25 protein-coding genes and 1 pseudogene are annotated in these 23,880 nt (G+C 64.8%); 13 read left to right on the top strand and 13 right to left on the bottom strand.

What is annotated here, in order from left to right:
• Window positions 1-30: 30 nt before the first annotated feature.
• Both ACUJB0_RS25735 and ACUJB0_RS25730 read left to right on the top strand, forming a co-directional pair.
• The gene (locus tag ACUJB0_RS25735) at window positions 31-552 is read left to right on the top strand and encodes a GNAT family N-acetyltransferase (RefSeq protein WP_444847722.1); all 522 of its coding nucleotides are present in this window, start codon (window positions 31-33) and stop codon (window positions 550-552) included.
• Between the two features lie 2 nt (window positions 553-554).
• Window positions 555-1,508: a CE1 family esterase gene (locus ACUJB0_RS25730; protein ID WP_444847721.1), complete on the top strand. Its 954-nt coding sequence runs from the start codon at window positions 555-557 to the stop codon at window positions 1,506-1,508.
• Between the two features lie 279 nt (window positions 1,509-1,787).
• Here ACUJB0_RS25730 and leuA read toward each other — a convergent pair whose 3' ends face one another.
• Window positions 1,788-3,488 (bottom strand): 2-isopropylmalate synthase, encoded by a 1,701-nt coding sequence (leuA, locus tag ACUJB0_RS25725; protein ID WP_444847720.1) that lies wholly within the window; start codon window positions 3,486-3,488, stop codon window positions 1,788-1,790.
• 435 nt (window positions 3,489-3,923) lie between these two features.
• On the opposite strand from leuA, the gene ACUJB0_RS25720 reads away from it, so the two are divergent.
• The 3 genes and pseudogenes from ACUJB0_RS25720 to ACUJB0_RS25710 all read left to right on the top strand — a co-directional run bounded on the left by ACUJB0_RS25720 (window position 3,924) and on the right by ACUJB0_RS25710 (window position 6,091).
• Window positions 3,924-4,310, top strand: a complete 387-nt coding sequence (locus tag ACUJB0_RS25720; protein WP_444847719.1) for a DUF8817 family protein — start codon at window positions 3,924-3,926, stop codon at window positions 4,308-4,310.
• Complete coding sequence (locus tag ACUJB0_RS25715; RefSeq protein WP_444847718.1) at window positions 4,261-5,109, top strand: APH(3') family aminoglycoside O-phosphotransferase; 849 nt, start codon at window positions 4,261-4,263, stop codon at window positions 5,107-5,109. The genes ACUJB0_RS25720 and ACUJB0_RS25715 overlap by 50 nt, the downstream gene beginning before the upstream one ends.
• A gap of 47 nt (window positions 5,110-5,156) precedes the next feature.
• A pseudogene (locus ACUJB0_RS25710) lies at window positions 5,157-6,091 on the top strand (cupin-like domain-containing protein).
• Between the two features lie 77 nt (window positions 6,092-6,168).
• Here ACUJB0_RS25710 and ACUJB0_RS25705 read toward each other — a convergent pair.
• Window positions 6,169-6,504: a hypothetical protein gene (locus tag ACUJB0_RS25705; RefSeq protein WP_444847922.1), complete on the bottom strand. Its 336-nt coding sequence runs from the start codon at window positions 6,502-6,504 to the stop codon at window positions 6,169-6,171.
• Here ACUJB0_RS25705 and ACUJB0_RS25700 point away from each other — a divergent pair.
• Complete coding sequence (locus ACUJB0_RS25700) at window positions 6,386-6,682, top strand: arginase family protein (RefSeq protein WP_444847916.1); 297 nt, start codon at window positions 6,386-6,388, stop codon at window positions 6,680-6,682. The genes ACUJB0_RS25705 and ACUJB0_RS25700 overlap by 119 nt on opposite strands.
• On the opposite strand, the gene ACUJB0_RS25695 is transcribed toward ACUJB0_RS25700, so the two are convergent.
• The 3 genes from ACUJB0_RS25695 to ACUJB0_RS25685 all read right to left on the bottom strand — a co-directional run bounded on the left by ACUJB0_RS25695 (window position 6,591) and on the right by ACUJB0_RS25685 (window position 8,171).
• Window positions 6,591-6,878, bottom strand: a complete 288-nt coding sequence (locus ACUJB0_RS25695; RefSeq protein ID WP_444847717.1) for a hypothetical protein — start codon at window positions 6,876-6,878, stop codon at window positions 6,591-6,593. The two genes, ACUJB0_RS25700 and ACUJB0_RS25695, sit on opposite strands and share 92 nt — an antisense overlap.
• A gap of 1 nt (window position 6,879) precedes the next feature.
• Entirely contained in the window at window positions 6,880-7,200 is a 321-nt protein-coding gene (locus ACUJB0_RS25690; RefSeq protein ID WP_444847716.1) for a heavy metal-binding domain-containing protein, read from the bottom strand.
• A 92-nt stretch (window positions 7,201-7,292) separates the two neighbouring features.
• On the bottom strand, window positions 7,293-8,171 hold the full coding sequence (locus ACUJB0_RS25685) for a LysR family transcriptional regulator (RefSeq protein WP_444847715.1): 879 nt from the start codon (window positions 8,169-8,171) through the stop codon (window positions 7,293-7,295).
• A 75-nt stretch (window positions 8,172-8,246) separates the two neighbouring features.
• Here ACUJB0_RS25685 and ACUJB0_RS25680 point away from each other — a divergent pair, with 75 nt between their 5' ends.
• The gene (locus ACUJB0_RS25680; RefSeq protein ID WP_444847714.1) at window positions 8,247-8,906 is read left to right on the top strand and encodes a glutathione S-transferase family protein; all 660 of its coding nucleotides are present in this window, start codon (window positions 8,247-8,249) and stop codon (window positions 8,904-8,906) included.
• An 8-nt stretch (window positions 8,907-8,914) separates the two neighbouring features.
• On the opposite strand, the gene ACUJB0_RS25675 is transcribed toward ACUJB0_RS25680, so the two are convergent.
• Genes ACUJB0_RS25675 through senB form a run of 3 tightly spaced genes read right to left on the bottom strand, consistent with a single transcriptional unit; the run spans window position 8,915 to window position 11,776 of the window.
• Complete coding sequence (locus ACUJB0_RS25675) at window positions 8,915-9,730, bottom strand: alpha/beta hydrolase family protein (RefSeq protein ID WP_444847713.1); 816 nt, start codon at window positions 9,728-9,730, stop codon at window positions 8,915-8,917.
• A 10-nt stretch (window positions 9,731-9,740) separates the two neighbouring features.
• The gene (gene selD, locus ACUJB0_RS25670; protein WP_444847712.1) at window positions 9,741-10,787 is read right to left on the bottom strand and encodes a selenide, water dikinase SelD; all 1,047 of its coding nucleotides are present in this window, start codon (window positions 10,785-10,787) and stop codon (window positions 9,741-9,743) included.
• Complete coding sequence (gene senB / locus ACUJB0_RS25665) at window positions 10,784-11,776, bottom strand: selenoneine biosynthesis selenosugar synthase SenB (protein ID WP_444847711.1); 993 nt, start codon at window positions 11,774-11,776, stop codon at window positions 10,784-10,786. Before senB ends, selD begins: the two co-directional genes overlap by 4 nt.
• 34 nt (window positions 11,777-11,810) lie before the next feature.
• Here senB and senA point away from each other — a divergent pair, with 34 nt between their 5' ends.
• The 4 genes from senA to ACUJB0_RS25645 all read left to right on the top strand — a co-directional run bounded on the left by senA (window position 11,811) and on the right by ACUJB0_RS25645 (window position 16,498).
• On the top strand, window positions 11,811-13,013 hold the full coding sequence (senA, locus tag ACUJB0_RS25660; RefSeq protein ID WP_444847710.1) for a selenoneine synthase SenA: 1,203 nt from the start codon (window positions 11,811-11,813) through the stop codon (window positions 13,011-13,013).
• 34 nt (window positions 13,014-13,047) lie between these two features.
• Window positions 13,048-14,337 carry a Xaa-Pro dipeptidase gene (locus tag ACUJB0_RS25655; protein ID WP_444847709.1) on the top strand — a complete coding sequence of 430 codons (1,290 nt, stop codon included), beginning with the start codon at window positions 13,048-13,050 and terminating at the stop codon, window positions 14,335-14,337.
• Between the two features lie 118 nt (window positions 14,338-14,455).
• Entirely contained in the window at window positions 14,456-15,775 is a 1,320-nt protein-coding gene (locus ACUJB0_RS25650; RefSeq protein WP_444847708.1) for a hypothetical protein, read from the top strand.
• A 219-nt stretch (window positions 15,776-15,994) separates the two neighbouring features.
• Window positions 15,995-16,498, top strand: coding sequence for a P-loop nucleotide/nucleoside kinase family protein (locus tag ACUJB0_RS25645; RefSeq protein WP_444847707.1), 504 nt, complete (start codon window positions 15,995-15,997; stop codon window positions 16,496-16,498).
• A gap of 23 nt (window positions 16,499-16,521) precedes the next feature.
• Here the strand turns inward: ACUJB0_RS25645 and ACUJB0_RS25640 are convergent, their stop codons facing one another.
• The 5 genes from ACUJB0_RS25640 to ACUJB0_RS25620 all read right to left on the bottom strand — a co-directional run bounded on the left by ACUJB0_RS25640 (window position 16,522) and on the right by ACUJB0_RS25620 (window position 22,114).
• A complete protein-coding gene (locus ACUJB0_RS25640; protein ID WP_444847706.1) occupies window positions 16,522-17,754 on the bottom strand; it encodes a malic enzyme-like NAD(P)-binding protein in 1,233 nt (410 codons plus the stop codon).
• A gap of 90 nt (window positions 17,755-17,844) precedes the next feature.
• Window positions 17,845-19,137 carry a Glu/Leu/Phe/Val family dehydrogenase gene (locus ACUJB0_RS25635; RefSeq protein WP_161091619.1) on the bottom strand — a complete coding sequence of 431 codons (1,293 nt, stop codon included), beginning with the start codon at window positions 19,135-19,137 and terminating at the stop codon, window positions 17,845-17,847.
• Window positions 19,138-19,303: 166 nt separating this feature from the next.
• Window positions 19,304-20,266 (bottom strand): LysR substrate-binding domain-containing protein, encoded by a 963-nt coding sequence (locus ACUJB0_RS25630; RefSeq protein WP_444847705.1) that lies wholly within the window; start codon window positions 20,264-20,266, stop codon window positions 19,304-19,306.
• A 12-nt stretch (window positions 20,267-20,278) separates the two neighbouring features.
• A complete protein-coding gene (locus ACUJB0_RS25625) occupies window positions 20,279-21,631 on the bottom strand; it encodes an MFS transporter (protein ID WP_444847704.1) in 1,353 nt (450 codons plus the stop codon).
• A 12-nt stretch (window positions 21,632-21,643) separates the two neighbouring features.
• Window positions 21,644-22,114, bottom strand: coding sequence for a MarR family winged helix-turn-helix transcriptional regulator (locus ACUJB0_RS25620; protein ID WP_444847703.1), 471 nt, complete (start codon window positions 22,112-22,114; stop codon window positions 21,644-21,646).
• A gap of 137 nt (window positions 22,115-22,251) precedes the next feature.
• Here ACUJB0_RS25620 and ACUJB0_RS25615 point away from each other — a divergent pair, with 137 nt between their 5' ends.
• Together ACUJB0_RS25615 and ACUJB0_RS25610 are read left to right on the top strand one after the other, a co-directional pair.
• Window positions 22,252-23,457 carry a cation:proton antiporter gene (locus ACUJB0_RS25615; RefSeq protein WP_444847702.1) on the top strand — a complete coding sequence of 402 codons (1,206 nt, stop codon included), beginning with the start codon at window positions 22,252-22,254 and terminating at the stop codon, window positions 23,455-23,457.
• A 12-nt stretch (window positions 23,458-23,469) separates the two neighbouring features.
• Window positions 23,470-23,718: a DUF3297 family protein gene (locus tag ACUJB0_RS25610; protein WP_161086081.1), complete on the top strand. Its 249-nt coding sequence runs from the start codon at window positions 23,470-23,472 to the stop codon at window positions 23,716-23,718.
• Window positions 23,719-23,880 lie beyond the last annotated feature (162 nt).

The raw sequence follows: 23,880 nt of genomic DNA, 5'->3' as shown, positions 1-23,880 counted from the left end.
TTGGCTATTCACTAACAGCCCGGAAGCAGCATGCTTATACGCAGATTGGTTTCATCCGACGCCGCCGCGTTCCAGGCCCTGCGGCTGGCGGGGCTGCGCGGCTCTTCGTCCGCGTTCGGTTCCAGCTACGAGGAGGAGTGCGACACGCCGCTGTCGACGATCGAGTCCAGGCTGGCGCCGGATTCGGGCCGCAATATGTTCGGCGCTTTCGACGGCGGGCAATTGGTTGGCCTTGTCGGCGTCGGGCGCGAGACTGCGCTCAAGGTTCGCCACAAGGCTTATGTCCGCGCGATGTATGTCGCTGAAAGCCATCGGGGACGCGGCATAGGGCGGCAGCTGATGGAGCATGCGCTGGCGTTCGCCGCCACGATGGAGGATGTGCTGCGCGTGACCATTTCGGTCACCGCCGGCAATGCGGAAGCGGTTGGTCTGTATGAATCGCTGGGCTTCATCGAATTCGGCCGTGAGCCGGATTCGATGATCGTCGACGGCCGGTTCCACGATGAGATCATGATGTCGCGCGCGCTGGCGGTTGTGCCGTCGATGGAGTAAGCATGTCGGGACGTATGAGTGCGTGGTTGAAGGCCGCTTTTCTTGGTACTTCCAACGGTTCCGCGGCCCGCGCGCAGACCGCACCGGGCACGCTGTTGCGGCCGGAGGGAACGCGTAGCTATTTGCTTGCACAGCCCAGCCGGCGGGCGGAGGGCAAGCGTCCGCTGGTCATCGTGCTGCATGGCGCCGGGGCTTCGGCCGTACAGGTGATGGGGCAGGCGTTCCCTCCGTCGCCACTATCGGTGTGGCTGGAGATCGCCGAACGCGAGAACGTGGTCGTGCTGGCGGCGGATGCCGGCGCCGGTGGCTGGAGCGATTGCTTCGCCAGCGCGGAGAAGGTGGCGAAGAAGGACGACGTGGCGTTCATCTCTGCGCTGATCGACAAGGCGGTCGCCGAATACGATGTCGATGCCGCGCGTGTCTACCTGATCGGCGTGTCCCGTGGAGGCCTGCTGGCTTACCGCGCGGCGGTGGAGATTCCGCATAAGCTGGCGGCGTTTTCGGTCGTCCTCTCCTGCATGCCGCCGCCTCACGCCGCCCGCCCACCCACGGTTGCGCTGCCGGCGCTGATTATCGGCTGCACGGCCGACCCGTTGATGCCCTACCGGGGAGGCAAGTACTTTTATACGCTGGGCTTCCTCGATCCGGTTTGCAGCATCGAGGACAGCGCGCGAACCTGGCGCGAACTGGCCGGCCTTCCCGATCAAGCCAGCGTGCTTGAGCTGCCAAAGCTGAACCCTTGGGACAAAACGCGGGTCACGCGCTGGATGTGGGGCGACGCGGCGGACGGCCTTCAAGTGGGCCTGTATAAAATCGAGAACGGCGGCCACGCGGAACCCAGCATCACCAAGCGCTATCCGTATTTCATCAACAAGCTGGTAGGCCGGCAGAACGCCGACTTCGAAGTGGCGGAAGCGGCCTGGGAATTTTTCAGGGAAAAGCGCGCGGCCCGCTAACTTACTTCTGCTTGTCCAGCACTTCCATCACTGCCGAGACAATGGCGCCCGGTTCGCCGTGCGCGACTTCGGCCAGCGGCATGTCGCCTAACGGCTTGCGCGCCTGCCAGCGCGTCCTGGCCGGCGGGCGGTGCGGCGTGGACGCCGGCGGCGGCCAGCAGGAAGGCTGCGGCGGAGAGTGCGGATTTGTTCATGGCGTTGGATGAGATGGATGTGAAAGGGCGCCCTTGTGGGGCGCCCTTCAGGATCCGGCTCTGGCGGTGGCTGGCCGGGAATGGGTTATGCGGTGGCGTCGGCGCCCGCTGGAGCGGCGGCGGTTTCCTGCTGCCGCAGCTGGCGGTTGACGGCGCTCAGCACCGCCTTGAACGAGGCCGTGACGATGTTGCTGTCGATGGCGGCGCCGAACAGCGTCGGGCCGTTGGCCAGGCGCAGTTCGACGTAGCAGGCCGCCTTGGCGTTGGCGCCCGAGCCGATCGAATGCTCATGGTAGTCCATCAGTTTGATGTCGAGGCCCAGCGCGTTGACGAAGGCGTCGATAGGGCCGTTGCCGCCACCCTGCAGCGCCAATGGCGCCTTGCGGTGGGTGAGGGCGATATCGATCTGCACCGGCTCGTCGCTGCTGGTGTCTTCGATCATCTTGTGCGCGTTGTAGGCGTACGGGGTGGCCTGCTCGAAGTACTCCTTGCTGAAGATGTCGTAGATGCCGTCGGCGGTGATTTCCAGGCCGGTGGAATCGGCCACCGCCTGCACGGCGCGGCTGAATTCAATCTGCAAGCGGCGCGGCAGCACCAGGCCGTAGTCCTGCTCCAACAGGTAAGCCATGCCGCCCTTGCCGGACTGGCTGTTGACGCGGATGACGGCGTCGTAGCTGCGGCCCAGGTCCTGCGGGTCGATCGGCAAGTAAGGGATCTCCCACAGCGCGCCTTCGTTCTGCTGTGCGAAGCCCTTCTTGATCGCGTCCTGGTGCGAGCCGGAGAATGCGGTGAACACCAGGTCGCCGACGTATGGATGGCGCGGGTGCACCGGCAGCTGGTTGCACTCTTCGACGCACTTGCGCACTTCGTCGATGTCGGAGAAGTCCAGGCCCGGATGCACGCCTTGCGTGTACAGGTTCAAGGCCAGCGTGACCAGGTCGACGTTGCCGGTGCGTTCGCCGTTGCCGAACAGGCAGCCCTCGACGCGGTCGGCGCCGGCCATCACGGCCATTTCGGCCGAGGCCACGGCGGTGCCGCGGTCGTTGTGCGGGTGGACGCTGATGATCAGCGAATCGCGGCGGGCCAGCTTGCGCGACATCCATTCGATCTGGTCGGCGTAGACGTTGGGCGTGCTGCACTCCACCGTCGACGGCAGGTTGATGATCATCTTGTTGTTCGGGGTCGGTTCCCAGATCGCGGTGACGGCGTCGCAGATATGCTTGGAGAAATCGAGTTCGGTGGTGGAGAACGATTCAGGCGTGTACTCGAAGCCCCATTCGGTCTGCGGGTGCTGCTTGATCAACTCCTTCACCAGCCTGGTGCCGGTGGTGGCGATGTTGGTGATCTCTTCGCGCGACATGCCGAACACCACTTTGCGGAACACCGGCGCCACCGAGTTATACAAGTGGACGATGGCGCGCTTGGCGCCGGCCGCCGATTCCACCGTGCGGCGGATCAGCTCATCGCGCGACTGGGTCAGTACGATGATGGTGACGTCGTCGGGGATGCGGTTTTCCTCGACCAGCTTGCGCACGAAATCGAAGTCGGTCTGCGAGGCGGAAGGGAAGCCCACTTCGATTTCCTTGAGGCCGATCTTCACCAGCAGTTCGAAGAAGCGCAGCTTTTTCTCGGCGCTCATTGGCTCGATCAGGGCCTGGTTGCCATCGCGCAGATCGGTGCTCATCCAGATCGGCGGTTTGGAGATGACGTTGTTCGGCCACTGGCGGTCGGACAATTGGACAGGTGGGAAGGCGCGGTACTTCGCTGCTGGGTTCTGCAACATCATGGGGTACTCCTGGTCTCAAATGGGGAACTGCGGATGCCACGGTCCGACGAATCGGTGTTGGCGCACTGTTGTGGCGAAGGGCTGCCGCGCGGCCACGGGATACTAGGCTCGGCAACCGATCGGTAGTTTTAGCAGTAGCGACAGGGCTGGGAACATCGGTGCAAACTTTCCTGGGATTTGTAGACAGGTGCGGCTTATGGCCGGCACAGGGTACAGCTGGAACGCGGATTAGGCGCGTGCTAGTAGGCGCGCTGCCAGCGATAGGGCGCTGGTAGGCGATAGCAGGAAAGCGGATAGGTGCAGATGCGAGGTCATGGCCTTTAATGTACGAGATCGACGGCGTGACTGTCAAGGAGATTTGATCTTGTTACAATGATTATGTGGCGCCATGGTCTTTTTGTCATCTGCGCGCCGATGCGCTAAACGGAGGATGGAATGGAAAAACTCATCGAGGCGGTGATACCGGTGCTGATGTCGCGTGATGTCGCCGCATCGCTGGCGTTCTATGAAAAGCTGGGTTTCGTCGAGGTGTTCAGGGACCAGGCGGACGGCCCCAGATATGCGGCGGTGGCGCGCGATGGCCTGGAGCTCCAGCTGCAGTGGCAGGATGCGTCGCATTGGGACCATGTGCTGGACCGCCCGGTCTACCGCTTTTATGTGAGCGATGTGGAGCGGGCGTATGCCGAATTCCTGCGAAGCGGAGCCATTCCGGCGTCGGGCTCCGGCCCGTGGTGCCGGCCTGGCGACACGCCGTGGGGAACCAGGGAGTTCCATGTGCGTGACCTGGACGGTAATGGCCTTCAGTTTTATCGACAAATTTGAAGAGGAATCAGTGAACGTACCATCGTTTTTAAAGCTGCCTCCCGCAGTGAAAAGCTTTATCGGCGACGCGCCGCTGCAGCGGGACGAAGTTGGCGAATCGCCATGCGAGGTCCATCGCTTCCAGCGCGGCAGCGATGTCTTTTTTCTCAAGACCTCGCCCGCGATCTATGCCGGCACCACTTATAGCGTCATGCGCGAGGCGAGTGTGCTGGACTGGCTTTCGGGGCGGTTAAGCGTTCCGGAGGTGGTCCTCGCCGCGCAAAACGGCGATGGGGAGTGCATGATCACGCGCGCCGTGCCGGGAGTGCCGCTGTCGTCGCTGGTCGCCGCCGGCAAACCGGTGACGGGCTTGTTCCGCGAGGCGCTGCGTCAAGTGCAGTCGCTGCCTGCTGCCGATTGTCCGTTCGATGCCGGCGCGGCGATGCGGCTGCGGGAACTGGAATACCTGATGTGCGAAGGCCTCATCGACGAAGACTGCGACCTGGAACAATGGCCCGGTTTGAGCACGCCGCAGGACCTGCTGCATCACCTGCGCGCGACGGCGCCTGCCGAGGACCTGGTGTTCTCGCACGGCGATCTGGGCGACAGCAATGTGTTTGTCGACGCGGGCGAACGGTTGCATTTCATCGACTGGGGGCGTGGAGGGAAGGCTGACCGCTGGCTCGACATCGCCTTCGTTCACCGCAACCTGCTTGAAGACGTGTCCGAGCGCGCGGCGGCCTCCTTTCTGAAGGAACTGGACCGGCAAGACGCGCCGGCCAAACGCCTTTTCTTCGAACAGCTTGACGAACTGTTTTGAGAGCGACCAGTTATACTATCGCCCTTAAAAAAATTTTAGTTCGGGATATGTCGAAAGAGAAGAAGCCGGCGGAAGCGCCGCGCGCATTGCGCCTGCCGCCGACCCGGCAGGAGTCGGAGTCCGCCTGGTCCGCCGACCCCGCGGCGCAGAAGCTGGCGCGTGAGCGCAAGGACGCGCAGGTTCGCGGCGTCACCTCGATCCCCGAGATGCGCGAGGCGATCAAGCGCGCTTCGCGCGAACTGCCGCCTATCGCGGAGATACCGCGCATCCGCGCGCTCGATGCCGCCGCCTTTCGCAAACGGGCGGCGGACGGGCTGCCGTTCCTGATGGCCGGCGCGGCCAGCCGCTGGCCGTTGTGCGCCCTGACGCCGGAATCGCTGCGCGCGCAGTACAGCCACCTGCCGGTGCGCGCGCGGGTGGGCGACTACATCAACACCGCGTTCGCGCCCGACCGCGCGATGCAGGACATGTCGATGCTGGAGTACCTGGAACTGGTGGCCGCCGGCACGCACGACCTGCCGCCGTACCTGGGCAACCTGGAGCTGCGTGAGCTGAACCGCCTTTGTCACTGGCCCACGTACTTCGACAAAATGGGCCCGCCGCGCTTCTGGCTCGGCCCCGCGGGCACGGTGACGCCGCTGCATTGCGACTACGACGACAATATCTTCGCGCAGATCTGGGGCACCAAGCGCATCTTCCTGGCGCCGCCGCACCACGACGAGTTCCTGTATCCGAACGAGGCCAACGCCATCCTGTTCGGCTCCCCGTTCGACCCCGAGGCGCCGGACTACGAGAAGTTCCCCCTCGCGCGCCAGGCCCCACGGTCGAAGTCATCGTCAATCCGGGCGACATGCTGTACGTGCCGGCCGGCTGGTACCACCAGGTGCGCGCGCTGACGTTCTCGTTGTCGTCGAACCGATGGGCCAGAGCCGTGCCGTTTGCACTGAGCGGTGACCCATCCATACTGCGCCCAGCGGACTAGCCCCAGTCTATCCTGGGGCGGCTACAGTCGCAGTCTTTGAGGAGGTGGTAAATGAGCGAGGTGGCGATTACATTATTTCAGGGGCGTGTGGGCGACCACAATAACCTGGCGATTCCCGGTGCGAAGTCGCTGGCGGCCGTGCTGTCGGAGCGTCTGGGCGCTGGGGTCGTGGTAGTCGGCACGCCGGCGCCGGCGTTGAACCTGGGCTGGCGGGCGGAGTTGGACGCCGCCATGCCGGCCTTGCGCGCATTGGCCGCGCAGCTCGACCAGGTGCTGGCCCGGCGCGCGAAGCCGCTGACGGCGTCGAGCCGCTGCGCCGCCTCGCTGGCGACGCTGCCGGTGGTGGCACGCCATCGTCCGGATGCATGCGTGGTGTGGTTCGACGCGCATGCCGACCTGAATACGCCGTCCACCACCGATAGCGGCTATCTGGGCGGCATGGTCGCCGGCGCCGTTGATCGCCGCCCTGGGCCCGGTGCTGGAGGCGCTCCGATAGGCGTTACGGCTTGCCGGCCTTGGCGACATAACGTCGCTCGCCGGTGCCCGGATCGTACAGGACCTCCATCGCCGCGCCGGACTCCGGGTCGATGAACTGCTCGCCCGTGGGCTGCCAGTTGCCGCCGGTGGCTGGCGGCGGTTGATAGCGCCAGCGTTCGAACAGCACCGCCACCGTAAGGATGCCGCCCCAGATCGCCGCGGGCATCGCCTCGGAGTGGCCGGTCGCCAGGGCGATCGCGCCGCCACCGGCGACCAGCAGCGCGATGACGAGTATCGCGTTGCGCAGCATGTCAGGCTTTCTCGACCACGACGACCGTGCCGTAGGCGACGATCTCGCTCATGGTCTGGCCCATCTCGGAGGAATCGAAGCGCATCATGACGACCGCGTTGCCGCCCATCTGCTGCGCGTTCTTGACCATGCGGTCGAGCGCATGGCGTCGCGTTTCCTCTAGCAGCGCGGTGTATTCCAGGATCTCGCCGCCGAAGATGGAGCGCAGCCCGGCCATCAGATTGCCCGCCAAACCCCGGCTGCGCACGACCACGCCGAACACCTGTCCCTTCACTTCCAGTACCCGATAACCCGCGATGTTTTCTGTAGTAGTGACCAGCATGATCTTCCTTCTGTGGTTGATAATGAATCTACTTTAGCGCAGATCGCGGCGGAGGCCACGGCAATCGCCGACGGCTTTCACCGGAATGCTCTTCAATCCAGCACCAGTGTGCTGGACAGATGGCCGAACACCGTCGAGACGCGCCGCAGGTGGCGCGACTCGACGTGGGTGAGCAGCCATAGCTCGGTTTTCGCTTCATCCAGCGTGCTGCCCAGTTGCGCGAGGTCGCTGCGTTGCCGCGCCAGGAACAGCGGCAGTATGCCGACGCCCAGTCCCAGCGCCACCATTTCGGCCACGCTCAGGATGCTGTTGACGCGGAATTGCGGCGTCACCTTCGGATAATTTTTCTTGCGCCAGATGACCGATGGATGTTCTGGTAGCGCGTCGTCCGGCGCGATCCACGGCGCCTTGCCGGCATTGGCCTTCTTCCATTTTCCACCGCGCGCGGCGAACAGCGCGACGCGGATCGGGCCTATGTGTTTTCCGACCAGGTGCGCCGGCGGCCGGCTGGTGGCGCGCACCGCGATGTCGGCCTCGTGGCGGCTCAGGTCCGCCAGCTTGTTGCCGGCATCCAGCTCGTAGGTTAGCAGCGGATGGCTGGCCTGCAGATCGCGCAGCGCCGGGGCGACCAGCGCGTGCAATATCGTGTCGGTGCTGGTGATACGGACCGTGCCCTCCACCTGATCGGGGTTTTGCAGTGCCGCCGAGCGCGCCGCGTCCAGTTGCGCTTCCACCAGTTCACCGTGCCGCGCCAGCGATTGCGCCAGCTCCGACGGCTGATATCCCAGGCGCGAACGTTCGAACAGGCGCGTGCCCAAGCCTTTCTCCATCCGCTGCACCGAACGGAATACGGTGGACGGATCGACCGCCAGCCGCTCGCCGGCATCCGCCAGCGTGCCTCCGCGTACCAGCGCGAGGATGATTTCCAGATCTTGCGAGCTCAGTCTGTATTGCGGTTTTGCATAGCCCATCTGCGTGATCGCCTATTTTCGTTGCATGTCCGAAATCGTATATTAACGCCATCGACTTTCAGAGAGGAGTAAAAAATGGATACGGTGCTGGTCAGCCATCCCTTGTGCCCATACGTGCAGCGGGCGGCGATAGTGCTGGCCGAGAAGGGCGTTCCCTACGAACGGCGCGATATCGACCTGGCGGCAAAGCCGGATTGGTTCCTGGCCGTTTCGCCGCTGGGGAAAACGCCGGTGCTGCTGACTGGCGGCGCGGCGTTGTTCGAATCGGCGGTGATCTGCGAGTATCTGGACGAGACGCACGTCCCGCGCCTGCATCCGGCCGACGCCTTGCTGCGCGCGCAGCAGCGGTCGTGGATGGAGTTCGGATCGACGCTATTGAATCTGATCGGCGGATTTTATAACGCCGCTGATCAGCAGGCGCTGGCCGCCAAGGCCGGCGAGATCCATGCACGCTTCAAGCGGGTGGAGGCAGCGCTGGGGGAAGGGCCTTACTTCATGGGTGGGCAATTCGGCATGGTCGACGCGGTCTTCGGCCCGGTGTTCCGTTATATCGACGTGTTCGACACGATCGCGGATTTCGGCATGCTGGCCGGACTGCCGCGCACCGCGGCATGGCGCGCCGCGCTTGCCGCACGGCCGTCCGTGCGGCAAGCGGTGCCGGCGGAGTATCCGAGCCTGCTGCGCGCCTTTCTGTTGAGGCGCGGCGCAGCCTTGTCGGCCCGGATGGTAAGCTGATTAGGCGTTTACCTGCAGTTTTGGTCAATGAAGTTGAACACGTCGGCGAACCATATGTCAGCACCACGATAAGCGAAGCTGTGGCCATCCGCGGCGCTTTTGCCAAAGGCGCCGTAGGTTTTGACCACGCTGGTTTTTCCGGTTTTCGAGCGCTCGGCGGATAACACCTGGCTGGGCTCCAGATTGAAATCGTTCGCGGCCTGGAAGAACATCATCGGACTGGCGGCGTTGCGGGCGGCCGACTTCATCACCTCCTGAAGCTCGGGCGATTGCGACCAGCTTTCGGCGCCGCCGGAGGCGACGACGGCCGCGCAGTAGGGCGCCTTGGCGGCGCCCAGCACCGCCTCCACTCCGCCGAAGGAATTGCCGGCGACGGCCACCGGTTTTCCTTGTGAGTAGGGCTGCGATTGTATCCATGCCAGTGCCGCCAGCTGGTCGTCGAGATGGTCGGTGCTGAGCAGGCGGGTCATCGTGCGCGAACCTTCCTGCATGCCGCCGCGCGCGGTGGCGGCCTTGATCTCGTCGCCGATGTAAGGGCCGGCATCGGCGCTGGAGCCCTGGCCGCGCCGGTAGGGCATGAAGAAGACCCAGCCCCGCGAGGCGAACAACGGCCCGATGATCTTGGCGGCCTGGCTGTTCAACATGCCCCCCGCGCTGCCGTGGTTATACAGCAGCACGGGGAAGGGGCCGTCGCCCGATGGCTTGTACAGCTCACCGCCCAGCGTTCCTGTTTTGCCAGGGAAGTGGACAACGTCCGGTTCGACCGCCTGCGCGCTGGCGGCCAGCGCGCAGAACAAGGCCGGCAGGAGGAGGTGGTAGCGCATCGGGCGCAGGTCAGGCGACCGTCACGCGCGCCGCGCCGTCGGCCATGCGGCCGATGACGGCCGCTTCGCCGAAGCCTTCGCGGCGGAACAGCTCCAGCACCTCGTCGACGCTGCCGGCGTCGCACGACACCAGCAGCCCGCCGGATGTTTGCGGATCGGTCAGCAGCATGTGCTGCGCCTGCGACACCGTCGGCGACAGCTCCACATCCTTGCCGTAGGCGTCCCAATTGCGGCCTGAGGCGCCGGTGAAGTAGCCGTCGTGCGCCAGTTGCTCGACGCCCGGCAGCAGCGGGATTTTGGCCATGTCGAGATGCGCCGTGAGCTTGGCGCCGCGCGCCAGTTCCAGCAGGTGGCCCAGCAGGCCGAAGCCGGTGACGTCGGTCAGCGCGTGCACGCCCGCCATCTCCGACAGCGCCTTGCCTGGCTTATTGAGCTTGGTGGTGTTGGCGATCATCGCCTGGTAGCCGGCGGCGTCCAGCTTGTCCTTCTTCAGCGCGGCCGACAGCACGCCCACGCCCAGCGGTTTGCCCAGCACCAGCACGTCGCCGGCCTTGGCGTCGGCGTTGCGCTTCACCTTCGATGGGTGGACGAGGCCCAGCACCACCAGGCCGTAGATCGGTTCGACCGAGTCGATGGTGTGGCCGCCGGCGATGGGGATGCCGGCTTCGGCGCAGATCGATTCGCCGCCCTTGATGATCTGGCCGATGGTTTCCAGCGGCAGTTTGTTGATCGGCATGCCGACCAGGGCCAGCGCCATGATCGGCGTTCCGCCCATGGCGTAGACGTCGGAGATGGCGTTGGTGGCGGCGATGCGGCCGAAGTCGAACGGGTCGTCGACGATGGGCATGAAGAAGTCGGTGGTGGCGATCAGCGCCTGCTCGTCATTGAGTTTGTAGACGGCGGCGTCGTCGGCGGTCTCGATGCCGACCATCAGCTCCTTCGGCACCGGGAAGCCGGACGAATTTTTCAGGATCTCGGACAGCACGCCCGGCGCGATCTTGCAGCCGCAGCCGCCGCCATGGGAGAAGGAGGTCAGTTTGATTGGGTCATTGCTCATGATGTCGTTCCTTGTTTAGACTTGTGCAGCAGATTATCCACCAACTCCAGCAAAGCTGCCTGCTCGGCCGCTGGAGCGAAGAGGGGCGCCCGCGCGTCGCACTGGGCGCGCAGCAGGGCAAGGAAGTCCGGTTCGGCCAGCGCGCGGTCGATCAGGCGTGCCAGCGCGGCGGCGTCGCCGGCCGGGAAGTAGCCGGCGTAGTCGTCGCCCAGCATGCCGCGGTTGCCGCTGATGTCGCTCGCCAGCACCGGCACGCCGCTGCAAATCGCTTCGATGATGACGTTGGCGCCACCCTCCATGTGCGAGGTGATCGCCATCAGGGCGCTGCGCTTGAGGTGCTGTCGCGTGGCCGCATGCGGCAGGGCGCCCAGCCACCGGTAGCGCGGATGGGCGGCGGCTGTCGCCAGCGCGGCCTGCTCCAGCGCCGGTTCCAGCGCGCCGCCGATGTGGACCAGGCGCGCCCTGGGCGCCGTGACCAGCGCGGCGGCGCGCATGAAGGTCAGCGGATCTTTTTCGGAGCGAAGGTGGCCGACCATGCTGATGTCCATGTGCCTTTTGTTGATAGGGCGCGCGGGCCGCAGTGTGGGCGCCGACTGGAAGATCACGCTGGCCTTGGCGCGCAGCGGCGCGGGCAGGGCGTCCATGCCCGCCGGTTGCAGCAGCACCAGCGCGCTGGCCTGGCGCAGCGCCTGCTGGGCGCTGGCATCGGTCTGGATGTCGCGATACAGGTCGGTCCCGGTCAACAGCAGGATCGATGGCCGCTGCGGATGGGCGCGCGCGTACGCGTCGAGCGACGGCGCGGAGCGGCGTGCATGCAGCGCGATCAGCAGGTCCGGCGCCGCGGCGGGGCCGGAGTCGGGCCATTGTTGTGAAATCGATACCCGATAGCGTGTGCGCAGAAAACGCGCCCAGCGGCTGGCGCTCTGCCAGTTGCCGTTGTTGGCCCGTGCCGAGGCCGGGCTGACGATCCAGATATGGGGTGCGCTCACTGGTGTTTTGGCTAAAAATCGTTACAATCGGCCCATGACTTCCAACCCAACTTCGTTCAGGACCGCCTCGCCGCAGCAGTTGGCGCAGGCGCTGCAGCATGCGCGGGATTATACGCTGTCGCTGTTCGACTGCTTCGCCGCCGCCGGCATGGACGTGGCGGAGCGCGTGCCGCAGCTGCGCATCGTCAATCCGCCGTTGTGGGAGCTGGGCCACACCGCCTGGTTTGCCGAATGGTTCATCCTGCGCTCGGCCGATTCCAGCCACCCGGCCGACGCCCACGGGAACTGCCTGCTGACCAAGGGCGACGACTGGTTCGATTCGGCGCGCGTGCCGCACCGCAGCCGCTGGACGCTGGACCTGCCAAGCACCGGCGCGCTGAAGACCTACTGCCACGAAGTGCTGGACCGTGTGCTCGACAAGCTGTCGCGCGAACCGAACGACGACGCGGCGCTGTACCCTTACCGGTTGGCGCTGGCGCACGAGGACATGCACGGCGAGGCGCTGCTCTACACCTTGCAGACCCTGGGCTTGCCCGCGCCGGAGCGGGCCACGAACAACGGCCAGCAGCTGTATGCGCCGTCGGAGATCAGCTTCCCCGGCAGGACCATCCAGCTGGGCAGCGCCGAGGGCAATGGCTTCGTGTTCGATAACGAGCGCCAGACGCATGCCTTCCGCGTGGCGCCGTTCACCATCGACAGCACGCTGGTGACGAATGCGCAGTATGTCGATTTTATCGGCGACGGCGGCTACGACAACCGCCAGTTCTGGAGCGGCGCCGGCGCCGATTGGCTGATGCGCCAGGAGCGCTCGGCGCCGCGCTACTGGCAGCGCGACGGCGGCCAATGGCGCACGGTGCGCTTCGGCCAGCCCGCGACGCTGGCCGGCGCGGAGCCGGTGCGGCATTTGAACCTGTACGAGGCGCAGGCTTACTGCTCCTGGGCCGGCCGCCGCCTGCCGACCGAGGCTGAGTGGGAGTATGCCGCGCTGTCCGGCCATCCGGCGTTCCGCTGGGGCCAGCTGTGGGAGTGGACCGCGTCGCCGTTCGATGCCTACCCAGACTTCGAGGCGGACCGCTATCGAGAATATTCGGCGCCGTGGTTCTCTACGCATCAAACCTTGCGCGGCGCGTCGTTCGCCACGCCGTCACGTTTCGTCAGTCCGCGCTTCCGCAATTTCTTCCTGCCCGAGCGCGACGACATCTTCGCCGGGTTCCGCACCTGTGCGTGGCCGGGATAAGATCAACAACAAGCAGACTCTTTTCGGGAACTCCATGAAATTCAAGCATCTACTGATCTCCGCCACCGTCGCGGCCACCCTGGGCGCGGCCGCGCCGTCGTTCGCCGATGCCGGCAAAGTGGTGGCGATACGCGCCGGCCGCCTGGTCGACGTGGTCGCCGGCACGGTGCTCAAGGACCAGACCATCGTCATCACCGGCGAGCGCATTACCTCCGTCGGCCCCAGCGCCTCGGCCAAGGTGCCGTCGGGCGCGCAGTTGATCGACTTGTCGTCGCAGACCGTGCTGCCAGGCCTGATCGACATGCACACCCATCTGACCGGCGACCCTTACCTGGGCGGCTACAACGCGCTGGGCGTGTCCGATACGCGAGCCGCGTTGTACGGCGTGCGCGCCGCGCGCAAGACGCTGGAGGCGGGCTTCACCACCGTGCGCAATGTCGGCGCGAGCGGCTTCGGCGACGTGGCGCTGCGCGACGCCATCAACGACGGCGATTTCATCGGCCCGCGCATGCGCACCGCCGGTTACGCCATCGGCATCCAGGGCGGCCACTGCGACGAGAACCTGCTGCCGCCGGATATGAAGTTCACCAGCCGTGGCGTGGCCGACGGCCCGTGGGAGGCGCGCGCCAAGGTGCGCGAGATGGCCAAGTACGGCGCCGACGTGATCAAGATCTGCGCCTCGGGCGGCGTGCTGTCCAAGGGCGACGAGCCGGGCGCGCAGCAGTACACGCTGGAGGAGATGCAGGCCATCGTCGGCGAGGCGCATAAGCTGGGCCGAAAGGTGGCGGCGCACGCGCACGGCGCCAGCAGCATCCGCGATGCGATCCTGGCCGGCGTCGATTCGATCGAGCACGCAAGCCTGATCGACGACGAGGGCATCAAGCTGGCGCGCGAGAAGGGCACCTACCTGGTGATGGACATCTACAACGACGACTTTATCCTGCAGGAAGGCGAGAAGGCCGGCATGCTGCCGGAGTCGATCGCCAAGGAGAAGGTGGTCGGCCAGATCCAGCGCGATAATTTCCGCAAGGCCCTCAACGGCGGCGCGAAGATGGCCTTCGGCACAGACTCCGGCGTTTATCCGCACGGCGACAACGCGAAGCAGTTCGCCTACATGATCAAGTACGGCATGACGTCGATGCAGGCGATCCAGGCGGCCACCATCAACGCGGCGGACCTGCTGGGCTGGAAGGACCGCGTGGGCTCACTCACCGCCGGCAAGTTCGCCGATATCATCGCGGTCAAGGGCGATCCGGCGGAGAACGCGACAGAACTGACCAAGGTGACCTTTGTCATGAAAGGCGGAGAAGTCATCCGCAAATAAAGGCTTGCAGGGTCATCCCGCTGGCTCGCGGGGCCATGCTGTTGTGGCGCGGATGGTATAGGGAGGGGATTGTTTTTCTATATACTTTTCGCTTTCAGACAGTGCACTGTGAGCCAGTATGCGTTTTCAAGCCTTCCCCCGCCATCTGGCCCTGCTGGCGCTGGCCGCCGCGTTGAGCGCATGCGGTGGTGGCGGTTCTTCCGGCACCACGGCGAAGCCTGACGCCACGGCCGCCACCTTCACCGGCACCACGCCCGACACCTCCACCCTTATCGACGTTGATGGCGCCCGGCAGACCCTTACGCTGCCTGGAGGCGCCGCGCTGAAAGGCATGGGCGACGCGCTGATCGTGGGCGACCATATCGTGGTGCGCTCGTTCTCCGATACGACCGTTATCCAGAACGGCAACCAGGTGCATCCGCGCACCCGATTGAGTGTGCTGGACAAGGACGGCGCGCTGGTGTCCAGCATCGATTACGGCTTCACGCTGGCCGCCGGCTACCTGGGCGAGTGGCAGATGCTGCCGTCGCCGGACGGCTTTGTGATGCTGCAGTCCGGCCCCGGCGCCAAGCTGCTGCACTTCGACGCGCAGGCGAAGCAGATCGGCGGCGCCATCGACCTGTATCCGGCGGTGGCGCCCACGTCGACCACCGAGCTGGCTGCGGCCGAAAGCAGCGGCGCGGTGGACGGCAACGGCTTCTGGCTGGTCACCACCTTTTCGCTGCTGCCGGTCACCGACAAGACGCAGTACCTGCTCAAGCTGTGCAAATTCGATTTCGACGGCCGGCAGTTGACGCCACCGTTCGAGATATCGACGTCGGCGCTGCATCCGCGCGTGGCCGCGTCGGCCGGCGTGGTGCTGTCCTCCTGGCTGGAAGGCGGCGGTGCGATGGTCGCCATGTGGCCCAAGGGATTGGGCGCGCCCATCGTGCATTCGCTGGGCACCAACGGAGCGTTGCCGTATCCGATCGCGCTGGACACCAGCGGCAAAATGGGCGTGCTTTGGAACGGCAAGGCCTCGCTCTCCAGTCCCGGCGGCGTGATGGGCGTGGCGCTCGACAAATCCGGCATCGCGGTGCTGCCGGCCGACCGCACCGACCTGGGACAGGAAACCTTGTCCAGCAAGTGGGCCGGCAGCGGCCGTTCGCCCGATCTCGATGCGCATCTCTACAAGGGCAGCCTGCTGCTGGCCGATGTGGTGGTTGGTTCCTACAACGTCGGCGATCCGGTGGGCGATTTGCTGGTGCTGGGCGATTACGGCGTCGGCACGGCGGCGCTGTCGGCGCAGAAGTCGACCATCCTGCGCATCAAGCTGACGGGCACCGACACCGAGTTTGGCGGCACCGCGGTTATACGGCAATTGATGTTTGACGATCATGGCGTGCTGCTGGTCGGCGACGAGCATCGCCTGGTGATGATGAGGCTTAAGCGCAATTGAGCCATTTATGTCAGCGCTGCCTCAGGTTGACATGGTTGAAAAGCTATGCGATGCTCGACGCATGATGCTGACTAAACGCCAATATTCGAAGCTTGCGATTATTGCCGCCATTATTCCGATGGCGGGTTAGCTTTTTGCAGCAAGGAAGAAGCCCGCCCTGGAGGCGGGTTTCTTTTTTGGGAATCTGGTTTCCGGGGGTTTTTAGCCAAGGAGAGTCCGATGAAAACAGAAGTCCCCGAAGTAGCCAACGTTCCTACGCTGCATCTCGTCTGCGGGAAGATCGCGGCCGGTAAATCCACGCTGACCCGCGAGCTGGCGAGCCGGCCGAATACAGTGCTGATCAGCGAGGACAAGCTGCTGGCAGCCCTGTATCCGGGCGAGATCAAGTCGCTGGTCGATTACGTCCGCTGCACGACAAAGCTGCGCGGCGCCTTGCACGGCTTGATCCAGAACATTCTGGCCGCCGGCAGTTCGGTGGTGTTGGACTTCCCCGCGAATACGGTCGCGACGCGCGGCTGGATGAAGTCCCTGCTCACCGGGACCTCGGCCGCGCATTGCCTGCATTATCTGGACGTAAGCGATGAAGAGTGCAAGCGGCGGCTGAAGCTCCGCAATGAGGAGGGCGCTCACCAGTTCAGCACGAGCGAGGCGGAGTTCGATTTGATTACCCAGTATTTCGTGCCGCCGGCGGACGCGGAAGGCTTCAACGTCAAGATGGCGTGAGCCTTGGCGCGCCGCCGGTTTGCTTAGATCAGCGATTCCGCCAGGTCGCGCAGGTCTTCGGCGTATTCCAGTTCGACCAGCTCCTTGCGGGCGACGCCGCTGCGCCAGGCGGCGCTGGCGATCTTCGGCGTGACGCCGCCCAGCAGGCGCGGATCCAGCAGGCCAGGCACCACGTAGTCCTTGCCGAAGCGGGCGTCGCTGCGCGCGATGTCGGCCAGTGCCACCACGCAGGCGCGCTTCATTTCCTGATTGATGGTCGAGGCGCCGCAGTCCAGCGCCGCGCGGAACAGGTAAGGGAAGCACAGCGCGTTGTTGATCTGGTTCGGATAATCCGAACGGCCGGTGGCGATGATGGCGTCCGGCGCCACTTCGCGCACCAGTTCCGGACGCAGCTCCGGCTCCGGATTGGCCAGCGTGAAGACGATGGGATGGGGCTTCATGCGCTGGATGTCCATCGGCGACAGCACGCCGGGACCGGACACGCCGAGGAATACGTCCGCACCGTCCATCACCTCGGACAGCTTGCTGGCGCTGGTGTCCTGCGCCCATGCGGCTTTTTCGCCGTCCAGCGCGCGCGCCGTGGTCAGCACGCCCTTGCTGTCGCAGACGAAGATGTTGCGACGGCTCGCGCCCAGGTCCACCAGCAGTTCCAGGCAGGCGATGGCCGCCGCGCCGGCGCCGGAGCAGACGATCTTCACGCTGGAGATATCGCGGCCGGTCATCTCGATCGCGTTCAGCATGCCGGCGCCGACCACGATGGCGGTGCCGTGCTGGTCGTCATGGAACACCGGGATCGACAGGCGCTCGCGCAGCTTGCGCTCGATGTAGAAGCACTCCGGCGCCTTGATGTCTTCCAGGTTGATGCCGCCGAAGGTCGGATGCAGCGCGGCGATGATGTCGATCAGCTTATCGGGATCGGTTTCATCGATCTCGATGTCGAAGGCGTCGATGCCGGCGAATTTTTTGAACAGCACCACTTTGCCTTCCATCACAGGCTTGCCGGCCAGCGCGCCGATGTTGCCCAGGCCGAGCACCGCCGTGCCGTTGGTGATCACGCCCACCAAGTTGCCCTTGGCCGTGTACTCGTAGGCCTTGGCCGGCTCGCGCTGGATTTCCACGCACGGCGCGGCCACGCCAGGCGAGTACGCCAGCGCCAGGTCTTCCTGGGTGGCGACGCTCTTGGTCACTTCGATGGCGATCTTGCCGGCGCTGCCGGCGCGGTGGTAAGCCAGCGCTTTTTGTTCGATGGTGCTCATGGTGTCCTCGTTATTTTGTTGGCTCTGAATGCGAAAAACGCCCGCACGGGCAAAAGCCGGTGCAGGCGCAAACTGCTGGGGATCAGTCGATCATGGATACAGGCCGCGTACTTCGCGGGCCTGCAGCACGCGGGTGCACGCCAGGATGAAGGTGGCGGTACGCAGCGTTACTTTCTTCTCCTGCGACACCGTCCATACGGCGTTGAAGGCGTCCTGCATGATGCGGGTCAGGCGGGCGTTGATCTCGTCCTCGCTCCAGAAGAAGCTGGAGAAGTCCTGCACCCATTCGAAGTACGACACGGTCACGCCGCCGGCGTTGGCCAGCACGTCCGGCACGATCAGCACGTCCTTGTCGGTCAGGATGTCGTCCGCTTCCGGAGTGGTCGGGCCGTTGGCGCCTTCCAGGATGATCTTGGTGCGGATCAGCGGCGCGTTGGCGGCGGTGATCTGCTGTTCCAGCGCCGCCGGAATCAGGATGTCGGACTCGATGCCCCAGAACGCGTCGCGGTCCAGGAAGGCTTCGGCGCCGGCGAAACCGGTCACGCTGCCGCATTCGGCCACGTGCTGGTGCAGACGTGCCACGTCCAGGCCACCTTGATGAACCACGGTGCCGGTGTGATCCTGCACGGCGATGACTTTGGAGCCGGCTTCCGCGAACATGGTCGCTGCCACGCCGCCGACATTGCCGAAGCCCTGGATCGCCACACGAGCGCCTTCGATCGCCACACCGCGCTTGGCGGCGGCTTCGCGGCCCACCACGAACACGCCGCGGCCGGTCGCTTCGCGGCGGCCCAGCGAGCCGCCCAGCGAGATTGGCTTGCCGGTGACGACGCCGGTCGACAGGTTACCTTCGATCATGGCGTAGGAGTCCATCATCCATGCCATCACCTGTTCGTTGGTGTTGACGTCCGGTGCCGGGATGTCCTTGTTTGGTCCGATGATCAGCGAGATTTCGCTGGTGTAGCGGCGGGTCAGGCGTTGCAGTTCGCCGCGCGACAGGGTCTTCGGATCGACGCGGATGCCGCCCTTGGCGCCGCCGTATGGGACGTTGACGGCCGCGTTTTTAACGGTCATCCATGCCGACAGCGCCATCACTTCGGACAGGGTCACGTCCTGGTGGAAGCGCACGCCGCCTTTACCTGGGCCGCGCGACATGTTGTGCTGGACGCGGTAGCCTTCGTAGTGGGCGATGGAGCCGTCATCGCGCTCGATCGGTACGTCGACGGTCAGGATGCGCTTCGGGCGCTTCAGGGTTTCGACCCAGCGCGACAGGTTGCCCAGGTGCGGGGTAACGCGGTCGATCTGCTGCAGGTAGACGCCCCAAGGGCCGAGGTCTTCTGGATTGAGGTAGGAAGGCAGGGTGTGTGCTTGTACAGTGGTCATGCTCAAGTCTCCGTTTGGAATTCGTGGCTGAAGTCCGCTCGTGGCGCTCTTCAAGTGGGTCGAATCATAGGACGGGAGACTGAAAACGGGCCAATGCTGTATGCGCATTCGGCTATGCAAAAAATGCATAGTTATGACGCGGCCGGTTTTTTGCTTATCTTTTCGCTTACCTTTCCGAGACTGCGACGCGGCGTTTTCGGCCGCTGTCCTTCTGCTGCCGTTCAAGGAATTCCCACAGCCTTTCGACGATGGCCTTGCCGCGCCGCTGCGCCGACGGGCGCTCGCGGTACAGGCGGATCTCCATCTCGATTTCCCACTCCGAGGCGCCGCCGTCGGCGCGCGCCAGCTGCTTTTGCTTGAGTTCCCGCGTGACCGCCGATTCGGGCAGGAAGGCCACGCCGCGGCCCTCCAGCGCCATCATCTTCAGGCCCTCGGCCATGTCGGTCTCGTAGTGCGGGTCCAGGTGCAGCGGGGTTTTTGCGTCGGTCAGGATCAGCTCCACCATGCGGCCCAGGTAGGCGTTGTTCGTGTACGATAAAAACGGCAGCGGCTCCTTCTTGGTGCCGGGAAGGGTGAATTCCGGCGCCTTGTTCTTGTCGCAGCGGGCGTAGGCGCGCAGCGATTCGCGGCCCATCACCAGTATGTCGTAGCGGCCCGGGTCGAGCTGCACCGGCTGGCGCGGATGGTGGTAGCACAGCAGCAGGTCGCAGCCGCCTTCGACCAGCTGCATCACCGCGTCGTGCACGTTGAGCGCCATCAGGCGGCTGCTGATCGGCGCGAAGTCCTGCTCCAATGCGGTCAGCCATTTCGGCACGAAGGTCAGCGACAGCGTGTGCGGCACCGCCAGGTCGATGCTGGTCTGCGCGGCGGCGCGCTTGGAGCGCAGCATGTCGCGCGCGCCGTTGATCTGCGCCAGCATCTCCAGCGCCTGTTCGTAGAACACGATGCCGGCCGGCGTCAGGCGCGTGGGATACGAGGTGCGGTCGATCAGGTCCGTGCCCAGCCAGTTTTCCAGCGACTGGATGCGGCGCGAGAAGGCGGGCTGCGTCACGTGCCGCAGCGCCGCCGAGCGGCTGAAATTATTGGTCTCGACCAGCGAGATGAAGTCTTCCAGCCATTTGGTTTCCATGCGCTTTTCCTTTTACTGCGGTTGCGGGGCGTTGTCGCTGCTGATGCTGCGGATCGGCGTGAGCAGATACGCGAGCGTCGCGAACACCACCAGTATGATGCCACCGCCGAGGAACAATTGCGACAACGTGATCACGGTCAGCACCCAGCCGGCGCCGGCGGCCGACAACGGCGCCAGTCCCATGAAGATGAACATGAAGATGCTCATGGCGCGGCCCATCATGTGCGGCGGCACGCGGCGCTGGATCCAGGTGAAGACGTTGATCTGCATGTAGCCGGACAGCAGGCCGAGGGCCAGCATCAGCGCGCAGGCCTGCCACGGCGCCTGCACGGCGCCCAGCGGCATCACCAGCAGGCCGGCGATGGCGTCGCCCACCAGCAGCACGGTGCCGAAGCTGGCGAAGCGCAGGCGCGCGCCGGCCACCGCCGCCACGGCCATCCCGAGCAGCGTGCCGGCGCCGTTGGCGCCCATCAGCAGGCCGAAGGCGGAGGCGCCGTGCAGCTTCTCGCTGGCCAGCACCGGCAGCGCCACCTGCATCGCGCCGCCGATGAACAGCGACACGGTGCCCCAGTAGATGAAGCACAGGCGCAGCGGCACGTCGTTCCACACCATCAGCAGGCCGGCGCCGACGGAGCGCAGCACCGATTGCGGCGCTTCGTTGTACTCCGGCGCTTTCAGCATGCCGACCTTGGACAAGGTCCACGCCGAGACCAGGAAGCTGAGGCAGTCGAAGCCGAACGCGAAGGCCAGGCCGCGCGCGTCGGCCACCACGCCGTCGCCGCCGCTGCCGGAGATGGCCAGCAGGCCGGCCGCCAGCAGGGGGCCGATCAGCATCGACACCTGGCGCAATCCCATCAACACGCCGTTGGCGCCCTGTAGGTGTTCGGCGGCGATCGCCTGCGGCATGATCGAGGTGCCCGACGGGATGCCGAACGCCTGCGCCAGGCCGATGCCGAAGGCCAGCACGTAGATCACCATCAGCGTCAAGTGCGCGTTCATGTCGATGGTCAGCGTCAGCGATTCGCTCAGCGACAGCGTCAGCGTGGGCTGGTTGTTCAGCACCAGCAGCGTCAACACCCCGAGCAGCAGGGCGTTGGCGTACTTGCTCAACATGAGCACGCGCTTGGGCGAGTAGCGGTCCACCACGGCGCCGCCGATCAGGATGAAGACCGCGCGCGGTATGCTCATCAGCGCGATGACGAAGCCCAGCGCCAGCGTGTCGCCGGTGAGCTTGAGCACCAGCCAGGGCAGGGCCACCATGGTCAGCTGGTCGCCCAGCATGGAGATCACACCGCCGCGCAGCAGCCATTTGAAGTTATGGTCGCGCATCAGGGCCGCGCGTTGCCGTTTTTTGGGATCGTCCATGGTGGCGGTCTCTCAGGAGTTGGTGGCGTTCATGCCGGCGATCAGGGCCAGCGCCGTGCTCAGTTCATCGAAATGCGCGGTGGGGCAGTTGCGCAGCAGTTCCTTGCTGATCTGCTCCGCCACCGAGACGGCGTTGTTGAGCAGCTCTCGGCCGGTGGGAGTGATGGCGGCGTAGGCCACGCGGGCGTCGCGCGGATCCTGCTGGCGCTCGACCAGGCCGATTTTCTCCAGCGGCAGCAAGGTGCGCGTGACGCCGGACGCGGTCAGGCCCTGGCGCTCGGCCAGGTCGACGCGGCGCAGGCGGCCGCCGGGCGCGCGGTTCAGGTAATGCAGCAGCATGAAGTCGCCGAAGCTGATGCCGTGGTAGCCGCCCAGCACCTGGTCGAGCCGGCGCACCAGCGTGGCCTGCGCGCGCGCCAGCCGCAGCGCGAATTCCAGGCTGGGACTGATGTCGGCAGGGGTGTCTTGAGTAATGTCGTTCATATGCGCTCCGATAGCAACTAATTATTGATAAATGCTTGATTGCGCAAGTATATCGCAATTACTTGACTGCGCAAGTAGTTTTTATTAATTTTCTATGATATCGTTTTCAGATTCCAAAAATATAGCCGGAGACAAAGATGCACATGGGTACCACCGAAATCTTCCTGATCGCGATGCTGATCATCTTTAGCGTGCCGTACCTGATCTGGCGCCTTGGCGGCACGGACTATTACGCGCCGCTGGTGGTGGTGCAGATCATCGCCGGCATCCTGCTGGGGCCGGGCATCATGGGCCGCGCCTATCCCGAGTACTACAGTTTCGTGTTCAACCCGCAGGTGGTGCAGTCGCTCAACGGCATCGCCTGGTGGGCGGTGATGATCTTCGTGATGATCGCCGGCATCGAGCTGGACCTGAAGAAGGCCTGGGAGCACCGCCGCGAAAGCACCATCACCGCCGGCCTGGCGCTGGGCACGCCGCTGGTGTTCGGTTGCGTGGCCGCGCTGGGGCTGCTTGGCTACGCCGGCTGGATGGGGCCGAAGGCGCACGACTGGCAGTTCGTGCTGGGCGTGGGCATGGCCTGCGCCGTCACCGCGCTGCCCATCCTGATCCTGCTGATGGAGAAGCTGGAGATCCTGCGCCAGCCGATCGGCCAGCGCATCCTGCGCTACGCCAGCCTGGACGACATCGCCATCTGGGGCGTGCTGGCGGTGATCCTGCTGGACTGGGACCGCGTCGGCCGCCAGCTTGGCTTCCTGCTGGTGTTCGCGGTGGCGACCAAGTTGTTCCGCATGATGATGGTGCGGCTGGAGGAGCGCGACCGTTGGTATGTGTCCTTCATCTGGCTGGCGGCGTGCGCCCTCGCGGCCGACTGGGCCGGCCTGCACTTCATGGTCGGCGCCTTCCTGGCCGGCGCGGTGATGGATGCCGAATGGTTCAACCAGGAGAAGATGGACTTCCTGCGCGCCAACGTGCTGATGGCGGTGATGCCGGTGTTCTTCCTCAGCACCGGCCTGCGCACCAATTGGGCGTTGGGCGGTTCGGCCGTGTTCCTCGTGGCGGCGGTGCTGCTGGTGGCCTCGGTCAGCGGCAAGCTGGCGGGCATCCACATCGCCGGCAAGATCCTCAAGTGGGGGCCGGGCGAGGCGTCCATCATCGGCTGGCTGCTGCAGACCAAGGCCCTGATCATGATCATTTTTGTCAACATTTTGCTCGACAAGCAGATCATCACCAGCGAGACCTTCACCGCGCTGCTGCTGATGGCCATCGGCAGCACCATGCTGACGGTGCCGATGGTGTACCCGAAATTGCAACGGGTCGCGCAGCTGGTCTTCAAAACCAGCTGATATAATTGCGGGATGAACGATACTACTCAACTCCCTCCGCTGCCGGATCGCCTGTCGATCGACCCGCGCAGCAAATTCCACGTTGCCGCCGTGTTCGAACACGAAGTGGGCATCCGTTTTAACGATAAAGAACGCCTGGACGTCGATGAGTACTGCATCAGCGAAGGCTGGATCAAGGTCCCGGCCGGCAAAAGCCTGGACCGCAAGGGCAACCCGATGCTGATCAAGCTGAAGGGCAAAGTCGAAGCGTTCTATCGTTAATTCAATCGTCGTAATACAAAAACCACCCGCCTGAACTTGTTCAACGCGGGTGGTTTTTTTTGGCTATGTAGCGGCTAGGTGTGGAAAGACTCCGACGGAGGCCTTGAGTAAGGCCAGCGGAGCATTGATCCGGTGGGCGTCCAAGGCCCATCGCCATCCGAG

This window comes from Duganella caerulea (assembly GCF_040362985.1).
Lineage (GTDB): Bacteria > Pseudomonadota > Gammaproteobacteria > Burkholderiales > Burkholderiaceae_D > Rugamonas > Rugamonas vulcania.
Note: the sequence above shows the minus strand (reverse complement) of the source record. Positions and strands in the feature narration are given on the sequence as shown.